Source organism: Salinimicrobium oceani (assembly GCF_012037645.1).
Genome location: NZ_JAAVJR010001536.1, coordinates 1 through 295 on the forward strand (window position 1 = coordinate 1; position 295 = coordinate 295).

Genomic DNA, 295 nt, shown 5'->3' on the forward strand with positions numbered 1-295 from the left:
GGGGCAATGCTACCGTCGCTGTGCCTCCTAAAAAACAATTGATTGGTTGCCCTTTACTCTGTATCTTTGCCAGTCGAAATTTGAACCAAATACAATGCATTTATCTGAACAGGAAATTATTCGCCGGGAGAAACTTGAATCCCTGCGCAAACTCAATATAGATCCCTATCCCGCAGCGCTTTATCCCGTTGATCACACTACTGCCGACATAAAAGCTGATTTTGAAGAGGATAAAAAAGTAGTGATCGCCGGAAGATTGATGTCGAGAAGAATCCAGGGCAAGGCTTCTTTTGCC

At 44.1% G+C, this 295-nt stretch carries 1 pseudogene; it reads left to right on the forward strand.

What is annotated here, in order from left to right:
- Nucleotides 1-94: 94 nt before the first annotated feature.
- Nucleotides 95-295, forward strand: a pseudogene (locus tag HC175_RS22965) (lysine--tRNA ligase); the annotation flags it as partial.